At 76.4% G+C, this 10,891-nt stretch carries 1 protein-coding gene; it reads right to left on the reverse strand.

Going from position 1 to position 10,891, the window contains the following annotated elements; all coding sequences use genetic code 11:
- Positions 1 to 131: 131 nt before the first annotated feature.
- A complete protein-coding gene (locus ACZ4UX_RS17460; protein ID WP_465707283.1) occupies positions 132 to 10,862 on the reverse strand; it encodes a type I polyketide synthase in 10,731 nt (3,576 codons plus the stop codon).
- Positions 10,863 to 10,891: the final 29 nt, after the last annotated feature.

The raw sequence follows: 10,891 nt of genomic DNA on the forward strand, positions 1-10,891 counted from the left end.
GTGCGGGTCGTTCCCCGGCCCGGCGACCGGGACGGTCACCGGTCCGGTCACCGCTTCGGCCGTTGGTCCGATCACCGGAGCGGTCACCGGTCCCGTCACCGGTCCCGTCACTTGTCCGGTCACTGGTCCGGTCACTGGGGGTCGAGTTCGGCGTCGATGATGTCGAAGAGCTCGTCCACCGAGACGCTGGCGATCCGCTCCGAATCCGCCGCCTCCTCGGGGCGGGCCATCGCGTCCCGCCACCGGGCGAGCAGCGTCTCCAGCCTGGTCGCGACCGCCCGGCCGTCCAGGTCCGTCACCGAGGTGGCGGCCAGCGCCGCCTCCAGCCGGTCCAGCTCCTCGCCGACGCTCGCCACCGGGTGGTCCTCCCGCGTACCGGGCAGCACCAGGCGCTCGGCCAGGTGGGCGGCGATCGCCGCGGCCGTCGGGTGGTCGAAGACCAGCGCCGTGGGCAGCCGCAGCCCGGTCAGCAGGCCGAGCCGGTTGCGCAGTTCGACCGCGGTCAGCGAGTCGAACCCCAGCTCCGAGAGGACCCGGTCCGGCTGGACGCGCTGGGTGCCGTCGTGACCGAGCACGGTCGCGATCGCCTCCCGCACGGCGTCCAGCAGGATCCGGTCGCGCTCCGCCCCGACGACCGCGGCGAGCCGGTCCAGCAGCGCCCCGGAGCGGCCGGCCGAGGCCTGCCGACGGCCGGACGGGCCCCGGACCAGACCGTGCAGCACCGACGGCAGGGCCGACCCCTGCGCACGCAGCGCGCCCACGTCCCAGCGGACCGCCGCCAGCAGCGGCTCACCGGTGCCGACGGCCTCGTCGAACAGCGCCATGCCGTCCCGCGCGGTCAGCGGCACCAGCCCGCCCCGGGCCAGCCGGCGCAGGTCCAGCTCCGAGAGGTGCCCGGTCATCGCGCTGGCGTCGGCCCACAGGCCCCACGCCAGCGAGGTCGCGGGCAGGCCGAGCCCGGCCCGGTGGGCGGCGAGCGCGTCCAGGAAGGCGTTGGCCGCCGCGTAGTTGGCCTGGCCGACGCCGCCCAGCACACCGCTGGCCGAGGAGTACAGCACGAAGGCCGAGAGGTCCAGCCCGCGGGTCAGCTCGTGCAGGTGCCAGGCCGCGTCCACCTTCGGGCGCAGCACCCCGGCCGCCTGCTCGGCGGTCATCGACGTGATCAGGCTGTCGTCCAGCACGCCCGCCGTGTGGACGACGGCCGTGAGAGGGTGCGCTGCCGGGATCGCGGCCAGCAGCCCGGCCAGCGCGTCACGGTCGGCGGCGTCGCAGGCCGTGAGGACGACCTCCGCCCCCAGCCCGGTCAGCTCGGCCCGCAGCTCCTCGGCGCCCTCGGCCCGCGGACCGCTCCGGCTGATCAGCAGCAGCCGGCGGGCGCCGTGGGCCGTCACCAGATGACGGGCCACCAGGCGGCCCAGCACGCCGGTGGCGCCGGTGACCAGCACCGTGCCCGCCGGGTCCAGGGCCGGGAACGCCCGGTCCGGGGCCTGTTCGGCCTGTTCGGCCTGTTCGGACCGGACCGCCGGGGCCAGCCGGGGCACCAGCGGCGCGCCGTCCCGGACGGCCACCTCCGTCTCCGCCCCGAGCGGGACCAGGGCCAGTGCGGCCGTGTCCGCCGCCCGGTCCAGGTCCGCGTCCAGCAGCCCGAACCGGCCCGGGTGCTCCGACCGGGCGGAGCGGACCAGACCCCAGACCGCGGCGGCCACCGGATCGCCGCCGTCGGTCGCCCCGGCGCAGACGAACACCAGCCGGGACTCGGCGAACCGCTCGTCGGCCAGCCACTCCTGGACGAGCGCCAGCGCCTCCCGGACCGCCGTGTGGGCGGCGGCCGGTACGTCGCCGGCGGGCGCCGTCACCCGGACCAGCACCACCGGCGGCACTGCCGTGCCGGTGTCGACCGCGGCGGCCAGCGCACCGAGACCGGCGAACGCGCGGATGCCCTCCGGGCCGCCGGGCCGGTCGCCGAGGACCGCCCAGTCGGCACGGTCCACCGGCGCCGCGGTGGCGGCCGGCTGCCACTCCAGCCGGAACAGGGCGTCCGGCTCGCCGCGCCGCCCGGCGGACGGCGCCGGCGCGAGCCGCACCGAACCGGCCGAGGCGACCACCATGCCGTCGTGGTCCGTCAGGACCACGGAGACGGTGTCCGCGTCCGTGTCCTGGTCCGACTCCGTCGCCCCCGTCGCCTCCGCGCGGCCGATCACGGCCCGGACGGCGGTGGCCCCGGCGGCGTGCACCTGCACCTCCGTCCAGGACACCGGCACCAGCGGCCCCGACGCGTCCCGGGCGACGGTCCACGCCCGGACCGCCGCGTCGAACAGCGCCGGGTGCAGGACGAACGCCCCCGGTTCGGCCAGTTCGACCTCGGCCCACACCCGGGCCTCCTCCTGCCAGACCCGCCGCGGCCCCGGGAACGCCGGTCCGTACGCGATGCCCTGGTCGGCGATCCGCTCCGCCACCGTGTCGGCGGCGAGCTCCGTGCCCGGCCGCCAGACCACCGGACCGGCCGGCTCCCGCTCGGCACCGACGGCGGCCGTCAGATGGACGGTCCACTCCTCTCCGTCGCCCGCCTCGGGGCACGACCGCACGACGACCGACCGCAGATCGGCGCCGTCCGCCGCCCCGACGACCACCTGGACCCGGATCGCGCCCTGCTCCGGCAGGGCGAGCGGCACCGTCGCCGTCGCCTCCGCCACCCGGGGCGCGCCCGCCCGGTCACCGGCGGCGATCACCAGGTCGAGCAGCAGCGAACCGGGGAGCACGACCACCCCGTCGATCGCGTGGTCGGCCAGCCAGGGGTGGGTGGCGAGGGAGATCCGCCCGGTCAGCAGCGCTCCGCCGTCCGGGAGTTCGGCCGAGGCGGCGAGCAGCGGGTGCCCGGTGTCGGACAGCCCCGCCGAGGACACATCGCCCCCGGCCGCCGGCTCCAGCCAGTAGCGCTCGCGCTGGAAGGCGTAGGTCGGCAGCTCGACCAGACGCGGGTCATGGCCCGCGAACAGCACCGGCCAGTCGACGGCCGCACCGTGGACGAAGGCGTGGGCGAGGGCCGTCACCGCCTGGCGGGCCTCCGGCCGGTCCCCGCGCAGCGTGGGCGCGGCAGCGTCGACGAGGGCGGAGAGCACACCGTCCGGGCCGAGTTCGACCCAGGCGTCCACACCGGCGGCTTCAACGGCGTCCGCGAAGCGGACCGTGCGGGACACGTGGTCCACCCAGTAGGCCGGGTCGCACCACTCGTTCTCGACGGGCAGGCCGGTGACGGTCGAGACCGCCGCAACGCGCGGCGGGTGGAAGGTCAGACCCGACACGACCGCACGGAAGGCCTCCAGCATCGGGGCCATCAGCGGGGAGTGGAACGCGTGGCTGACCTCCAGCCGCTTGGTACGGCGGCCCGGCAGCGCCTCGACGACCGCACGAACGGCGTCCTCCGCACCCGAAACCACCACCGAGGTCGGCGAGTTGACCGCCGCGACACCCACCTGCGTGAGCCCGGTGAGCAGCGGGAGGACCTCCTCCTCGGCCGCCTCCACCGCGACCATCGCCCCACCGGCGGGCAGCGCGTCCATCAACCGGGCCCGCGCCGACACCAGCGCACACGCGTCCACCAGATCCAGAACCCCCGCCACATGCGCGGCCGCGATCTCGCCCACCGAATGCCCCACCAGCACGCGCGGAGCCACACCCCAGGAGGCGAGCAGCCGGAACAGCGCCACCTCCAGGGCGAACAGCGCCGGCTGCGCCAACCCCGTACGGCCCAGCCCCTCACCCGAGGCGACGACCTCGGCCACCGGCGCGTCGAGCACCGCGCACACCTCGTCGAACGCTGCCCGGAACACCGGGAACGCCTCGTACAACTCCCGCCCCATGCCCACCCGCTGACCACCCTGGCCCGCGAACAGGAAACCGACACCGGTCCGCACCGCACCCGGCGAGGACAACACCGGCTCGGCCGCGACGAGTTCGGAGCCATCGGCGCCCAGCAGCACCGCCCGGTGCTCCAGCACCGCCCGCGACGTCGCCAACGACCACCCGACATCCACCGGGTCGACATCGCCCGAGGAGGCCAGCTCCGCCACCCGGGCCAGCTGCCCGCCCAGCGCCTCCGGCGAGCGCGCCGACACCACCCACGGCACCACCGGCATCGCCGGCATTGCCGCCCGGTCACCGCCCACGGCGACCGCCGCCGGATCCCCCTCTTCGAGGATCACATGCGCGTTGGTGCCACTGATCCCGAACGAGGAGACACCGGCGCGACGCGGCCGGTCACCCGGGAACCACTCCCGGGCCTCGCCCAGCAACTCCACCGCCCCGGCCGACCAGTCGACGTAGGGGCTGGGCTCGTCCAGGTGGAGCGTCCGGGGCAGGACGCCGTGCTGCATCGCCAGCGCCATCTTGATCACGCCGGCCATCCCCGCCGCGTGCTGGGTGTGGCCGATGTTCGACTTCACCGACCCGAGGTAGAGCGGCCGGTCCGCGTCGCGGTCGCGCCCGTACGTCGCCAGCAGGGCCTGCGCCTCGATCGGGTCACCCAGCCGGGTGCCCGTCCCGTGCGCCTCCACCGCGTCCACATCCGCCGCCGACAGCCCGGCGCTGGCCAACGCCTGCCGGATCACCCGCTCCTGCGAGGGACCGTTCGGCGCCGTCAGCCCGTTCGACGCACCGTCCTGGTTCACCGCACTGCCCCGCACCACCGCCCAGACCCGGTGGCCGAGCCGCCGGGCGTCCGAGAGCCGCTCCAGCAGCAGCACGCCGGCGCCCTCGGACCAGCCCGCGCCGTCGGCGGCCGCCGAGAACGACTTGCAGCGGCCGTCCGGCGCGCCGACCCGCTGCCGCGAGAACTCCACGAACAGGGTCGGGGTGGACATCACGATCACACCGCTCGCCAGCGCCATCGAGCACTCGCCGTTGCGCAGCGCCTGCGCCGCCAGGTGGATGGCCACCAGCGAGGAGGAGCAGGCGGTGTCGACGGTCAGGGTCGGACCGGTGAAGCCGAAGGTGTAGGCGATCCGGCCGGAGGCGATCGCGCCCGCGCTGCCGGTCAGCAGGTAGCCCTCGAACTCGGGGGCCTTGGCGAGGATCCCCGCGTGGTCCTGGCCGCTGATGCCGGCGAAGACGCCGGTCTGGCTGCCGCGCAGCGACTGCGGGTCGATGCCCGCGTGCTCGAACACCTCCCAGGTGGTCTCCAGCAGCAGGCGCTGCTGCGGGTCCATGCTGAGGGCCTCCCGAGGGGAGATCCCGAAGAACCCGGCGTCGAACCGGTCCACGTCGTCCAGGAAGCCGCCCTCGACCGTGTAGGTCTTGCCGGGCGCGTCCGGGTCGGCGTCGTACAGGTCCTCGATGCTCCAGCCGCGTTCGGCGGGGAACGGCCGGATGGCGTCCACGCCGTCGGTGACCAGCCGCCACAGGTCCTCGGGCGAGCCGACCCCGCCGGGGTAGCGGCAGGCCATGCCGACGATCACGATCGGGTCGTCGTCGGGCGAGGCCGCGGCCGGGACCGGGAGAGTCGCCGGGCCGGCCTCCGCCGCGCCGCCGAGTTCGGCGTCGAGGTGGGCGGTGAGCGCGGCCACGCTCGGGTAGTCGAAGACGAGGGTGGCGGAGGGCTTCAGGCCGGTCGCGTTCCTGAGCCGGTTGCGCAGTTCGACGGCGGTCAGCGAGTCGAAGCCCAGCTCGGTGAACGGCCGGTCCGCCTCGATGGCCGACCCGTCGCGGTGCCCGAGCACCTCGGCGACCTGGGTGCGGACGAGGTCGGCCAGGGCCCGGGTGCGGTCGGCGGGAGCGAGCCCGGCCAGCCGGCCGGCCAGGGCGGAGGCGCTCTCGCCCGTTCCGGCGGTGCCGCGCCGCGCGGTGGGCCGGACCAGCCCGCTGAGCAGGGGCGGGAGTTGGCTGCCGAGGCCGCGCAGGGCGGCCAGGTCGAGCCGGGTGGGCAGCGCCCAGGTGTGGCGTTCCCGCAGCACCGTGTCGAACAGGGTGAGGCCGTCCGCGTCGCCGAGCGGGCGCATACCGGCCCGGGCGATCCGTTCGCGGTCGGTGCCGGTCAGTTCGCCGGTCATCGCGCCGCCGGACTCCCAGAGCCCCCACGCGAGCGTCGTCGCCGGCAGGCCGAGCCGGCCCCGGTGGGCGGCCAGGGCGTCGAGGAAGGCGTTGGCCGCCGCGTAGTTGGCCTGGCCCGCGCCGCCGAAGGTGGCGGCGGCCGAGGAGTAGAGGACGAAGGCGGTGAGGTCGAGCTCCCGGGTGAGCTCGTGCAGGTGCCAGGCCGCGTCGGCCTTCGGGCGCAGCACGGCGGCGAACCGCTCCGGCGTGAGCGAGGTGACGAGCCCGTCGTCGAGGACGCCGGCGGTGTGCACGACCGCGCGCAGCGGCCGGTCGGCGGGGACGGCGGCGAGCAGGGCGGCGAGCGCGGCCCGGTCGCCGACGTCGCAGGCCGCCACGGTGGCCTCGGCGCCGAGCGCGGCCAGCTCGTCCCGCAGGGCGGCGGCGCCGGGCGCGGCCGGGCCGGAGCGGCTGACCAGCAGGAGGTGCCGCACCCCGTGCTCGCGGACCAGGTGGTGGGCGAGCCGGGTGCCGAGGGCACCGGTGGCGCCGGTGACCAGCACGGTGCCGTCGGGGTCGAACGGGCCGGCCCCGGCGGTGTCGGTAACGGAGTCGGTGTCGGTGTCGGTGTCGGTGTCGGTAACGGAGTCGGTAGCGGTGTCGGCGGCGGGCAGGCGGGCCAGGCGGGGCACCAGGACGGCGCCGTCGCGGAGCAGGACCTCCGGCTCGTCGACGGCCAGGGCCGCCGCCCAGGCGTCGGAGGACGCCTGCGCCGTCCCGGCGCCCGTCGCGGAGCCGTCGGCCGAGTCGACGAGCAGGAAGCGCCCGGGGTGCTCGGTGACGGCGGCCCGCACCAGACCGCGGACGCTCGCGGACGCCAGGTCGGTGCCGTCGACGGCCCCCCGGGTGACCACGGCGAGCCGGGTACCGGCCAGCCGCTCGTCGGACAGCCAGTCGGTGAGCAGGGCGGCCGTCCCGGTGACGGCGGTGTGGGTGTCCGCGAGCGGGTCGCCGGTACCCGGCGCGAGGCCGGTCAGGACCAGCTCGGGCACGGGTGCGCCGTCGTCCAGTGCCCGGCGCAGCGCGGCCAGGTCCGGGTGCCCGGTGGCGGTGGGGAAGGCCCCGGCCAGATCCGCGCCGGCCAGCAGGACCGGCCGCTCGGGCGCCGGCCGGGTGGCGGTGGCCGGACGCCAGTCGATCCGGAACAGCTCGTCGTGGTCGCGGCCCGCCCCGCGCAGCGCCGCCGGGTCGACCTCGCGCCAGGTCAGCGTGGCGACGGTGGCGACGGGCGCGCCGTCGGCGTCGGCGAGGGCCAGCGAAACGGAGTCGGGCCCCGTCGGGGTGAGCCGGACCCTGAGCCGGGTGGCGCCGGAGGCGTGCACCTCGACGCCGCTCCACGCGAACGGCAGGCCGCCGTGCCGGCCGTCGTCGACGACACCGCGCAGCAGCGGGTGCAGGGCGGCGTCGAACAGGGCGGGGTGGAGCACGAACCGGCCCGCCTCGGCAGTCTGTTCGGGGCTGAGCGCGGTCTCGGCGAACAGCTCGCCGTCGCGCCGCCACACCCGGCGCAGGCCCTGGAACTGCGGTCCGTAGCCGTGGCCGAGCCCGGCCAGCCGGGCGTAGACGCCGTCGAGGTCCACCTCGACCGCGCCGGGCGGCGGCCAGGCGCCCACCTCGGCGGGTGCCCCGGCGCCGGGGGCGACCACGCCGGTGGCGTGGCCGGTCCAGACCGGCTCCGCCCCGTCGGCCGGTTCGGGCCGCGAGTGCACGGACGCCTCGCGCTGGCCGTGCTCGTCGGCCGGGCCGATGACGACCTGGAGCTGGACGGCGCCCTGGGCGGGCAGCAGCAGCGGTGCGGTCAGCGTGAGGTCCTCGATCCGGCCGCAGCCGACCCGGTCGCCGGCCGTGGTGACGAGCTCGACCAGCCCGGTACCGGGCAGCAGCACGGTGTCCAGCACGGCGTGGTCGGCGAGCCACGGGTGGCTGCTCAGCGAGAGCCGGCCGGTCAGGACGACGCCGCCGCCGGCCAGTTCGACGGAGGCGCCCAGCAGCGGGTGGCCCGCGAGCCCGAGGCCGGCGGCCGTGACGTCGCCCACCGAGCCGTCGGAGCGGAGCCAGTAGTCGGTGTGCTGGAACGCGTAGGTGGGTAGCTCGACCGGTCGGCGCGGGCCGCCGAGCAGGGCCGTCCAGTCGACCGGCACGCCCCGCACGTGGAGTGCGGCCGCGTTGGTCAGCAACTGGTGCAGGCCGCCGTGGTGGCGGCGCAGCGAGCCGACCACGACGGCGTGCTCGGCGCCGCGCTCCTCGGCCGTCTCCCCGATGCCCATGGTGAGCACCGGGTGCGGGCTGAGCTCCACGAACGCGTGGTGCCCGGAGTCCAGCAGGGCCGCCGTGCCGTCGGCGAAGCGCACCGTGCGGCGCAGGTTCTCGTACCAGTAGTGGGCGTCCATCTCCGCGGTGTCCAGCCACTCGCCGGTCACCGTGGACCAGAGCGGGGTGTCGGCGGAACGCGGTGCGAGGTCCCGGAGTTCGGCCAGCAGCCGGTCCTGGATGCCCTCGACGTGCGCGGAGTGCGAGGCGTAGTCCACCGGGATGCGGCGGGCCCGGACGTCCTCGGCGGTCAGTACGGCGAGCAGGTCGTCGAGTTCGGCGGCGGAGCCGGAGACGACCACCGTCCGGGGGCCGTTGACGGCCGCCACCGAGAGGGCCCCGCCGTACCCGGCGATCCTCTCCTCGACCTCGGCGAGGGGCAGCGGGACGGACGCCATGCCGCCGAGGCCGGCCAGTTCGGTCAGCGCACGGCTGCGCAGCACCACCACGCGGGCCGCGTCGCGCAGCGACAGCGCGCCGGCGACGCAGGCGGCCGCGATCTCGCCCTGCGAGTGCCCGATCACCGCGGCCGGGGCCACCCCGATCGCCCGCCAGGCCGCCGCCAGCGACACCATGACCGCGAACAGGGCGGGCTGGACCACGTCGACGCGCGCCAGGGCGGACTCGTCCTCGGTCTCGGCCAGCAGGTCGAGCACGGACCAGCCGGTCAGCTCGCCGAGCACCTCGTCGCACTCGGCCATCGCGGCGGCGAACGCCGGTGAGCCGTCGAGCAGTTCGGCGGCCATGCCGAGCCACTGCGAGCCCTGGCCGGGGAAGACGAAGACGGTGCCGCCGGGCGCGCCGGCGGTACCCACGACCGCTCCGGCGGAGTCCTCGGCCACCGCGGTGAGCCCGGCCACCAGCTCCGCGTGGTCGGCCCCGAGCACGACCGCCCGGTGCTCGAACGCGGCGCGCGTGGCGAGCAGCGACCGGCCCGCGTCGGCCAGGTCGGGCGCGGGCCAGGCGGCCAGCCGGGCCGCCTGTGCCCGCAGGGCGGCGGCGCTGCGGGCGGAGAGGACCCAGGGCAGCACGGCCGGCGTCCGGTCCGGCCCGGCGGCCGGCTCCTCGGCCGCCTCCGGCGCGTCCTCGGGGGCCTCCTCCAGCACGACGTGCGCGTTGGTGCCGCTGATGCCGAACGAGGACACGGCGCCCCGCCGGAGCCGGTCCCCCGGCGCCCAGGCCTGCTCGCGGTCGAGCAGCCGGACGGCCCCGGTCTCCCACTCGATGTGCGGGGAGGGGGCGTCCACGTGCAGGGTGCGCGGCAGGACGCCGTTGCGCAGGGCCATGACCAGCTTGATGATGCCGGCGACGCCGGCCGCGGCCTGGGTGTGCCCGATGTTGGACTTCACCGACCCGAGGTAGAGCGGCCGGTCCCCGGCCCGCTCGCGCCCGTAGGTGGCCAGCAGGGCCTCCGCCTCGATCGGGTCGCCGAGCCGGGTACCGGTGCCGTGCGCCTCGACGACGTCCACGTCGGCCGGGGTCAGCCCGGCGTTCGCCAGCGCCTGCCGGATCACCCGCTGCTGGGCGGGGCCGTTCGGCGCGGTGAGACCGTTGGACGCGCCGTCCTGGTTCACGGCCGAGCCGCGCACCACCGCGAGCACCTGGTGCCCGTTGCGCCGGGCGTCCGACAGCCGCTCGACCAGCAGCAGGCCGACTCCCTCGGACCAGCCGACGCCGTCCGCGGCGGCCGAGAAGGACTTGCAGCGGCCGTCGGAGGAGAGCCCGCGCTGGCGGGAGAACTCGACGAAGACCGCCGGGGAGGACATCACGGTGACGCCGCCGGCCAGGGCCATCGAGCACTCGCCCGCCCGCAGCGCCCGGATCGCCAGGTGCAGCGCCACCAGCGACGACGAGCAGGCGGTGTCCACCGTGATCGCGGGGCCGGTCAGGCCCAGGTTGTAGGCGATCCGCCCGGAGGCGATGCTCGCCGCGCTGCCGTGCCCGAGGTAGCCCTCGAAGCCCTCCGGCGCGGTCAGGAAGCGGGCCCCGTAGTCCGCGTACATCACCCCGGTGAAGACCCCGAGCGGCTGGTCCCGGACGGAGGTCGGGTCGATCCCGGCCCGTTCGAGCGTCTCCCAGGCGGTCTCCAGCAGCAGCCGCTGCTGGGCGTCGACGCCCATCGCCTCCCGCGGGCTCATCCCGAAGAACTCGGCGTCGAACTCCCCGGCCCCGTGCAGGAATCCGCCGTCCGTGCTGTACGTCTTGCCGGTGCGGTCCGGGTCCGGGTCGAACAGGTCGGTCGGCCATCCCCGGTTGGTGGGGAACGGGGTGATCGCGTCACCGCCGTCGGCCAGCAGCCGCCAGAGGTCCTCCGGCGAGGCCACCCCACCGGGGAACCGGCACCCCATCCCGACGATCGCGATGGGCTCCTGGTCCCGCTCCTCGAACTCCCGCAGCTGGTGCCGGGCCTGGTAGAGGTCCGCGGAGACCTGCTTCAGGTAGTTCAGCAACTTCTCGTCGTTCGCCATCTCTTCCGCCCCGATCGGTGTCGCGTACA

Source organism: Kitasatospora sp. NPDC028961, assembly GCF_055564815.1.